We start from the raw sequence: 1233 nt of genomic DNA, 5'->3' as shown, positions 1-1233 counted from the left end.
GGCCCGAGCGACTCGGCCAACTCCACGGCTTGGTGCTTGAACTCATCGGTATAGCTACGACGGGTGATACGGGACATAAGGGACCTCCAGGTGCGATCAAAGTATCGCTTCTTGGCGTCCGCTGACGGGGGGCCAGATCAGACACCCCCGCCAACCCACCCTGGCCCGGCCCATTCGATATCCCGGCGTCGGACGGCAAGAGCGTTGGGTTTCCAAGTGGAAAGAGGGGTCAGATCCGTTTTCCGCAGGAAAACGGATCTGACCCCGGAAGTGACCTGGCTTTTGTTTTTTGCTTTTCTTTCTTCAATCCGGGGTGGACGCGCACGGAAATTTTCCGTGGCCGGGAGGGGGGGTGCGCAGGGGCGTGAGCCGCATGGGCCCGAGGCATGCCTCGGGCGGGTTGGGCAGGACGCCCAACCCCGGTTTTGCCGTGTGCGCAGGACAGCGCACACGAGCAAGCGGCGACCGAGCCTACAAGGACGTATTCACGGCGTCCCCTGCGCAGCCCACCCTCTCGGCCAACCCTCAGTAACCCAGCGCTTCGACCGACCACCCCGAGGGGCTTCGCCGTTGGCTGGATATCCGGATACCCCGTAAACGAAAACGCCCCAGCACAGGGCCAGGGCGTTCTCGTACCTCAGGTCAGGCAGGCATCAGAATTCCTGCCAGTCCCCGTCGGCCAGTTCCGTGGCCATCGGGCGACCACCCGCGCTGCGGCGGGCGGGCGGGGCGGCCGGAGCCGGTGCCGCCGGTGCGGCAGCACGCGGGGCCGGGGCGGCGGCGCGCGCGGGGGCAGCCACGGTATCGGTTTCGTCGACCACGAAGATCGACACGGCCTCGCTGAGGTGGCCGGCCTGTTCTTCCATGGCACGGGCGGCGGCGGTGGCTTCCTCCACCAGAGCAGCATTCTGCTGCGTGGTTTCGTCCATCTGCACCACGGTCTGGTTGACCTGCTCGATGCCGGCGCTCTGTTCCTGCGATGCGGCGGAGATCTCGGCCATGATGTCGGTCACGCGCTGCACCGAGGCGACGATCTCGCCCATGGTGGCTCCAGCCTTGTGCACCAGCGCCGAACCGTCGTTGACCTTGCCGACCGAGTCGTCGATCAGGCCCTTGATTTCCTTGGCGGCGGCGGCCGAGCGCTGGGCGAGGGTACGCACTTCGCTGGCAACCACGGCGAAGCCACGGCCCTGTTCGCCGGCACGGGCGGCTTCCACCGCGGCGTTCAGTGCC

Annotated in this window: 1 protein-coding gene; it reads right to left on the bottom strand. The window is 66.9% G+C overall.

Annotated elements, in window-relative coordinates:
• Nucleotides 1-653: 653 nt before the first annotated feature.
• A partial coding sequence (locus AC5P7R_RS22365; RefSeq protein ID WP_495214202.1) for a methyl-accepting chemotaxis protein occupies nt 654-1233 on the bottom strand: 580 nt, incomplete at its 5' end.

It is taken from the genome of Stenotrophomonas sp. YJH_SMC_27, assembly GCF_059369815.1.
Note: the sequence above shows the minus strand (reverse complement) of the source record. Positions and strands in the feature narration are given on the sequence as shown.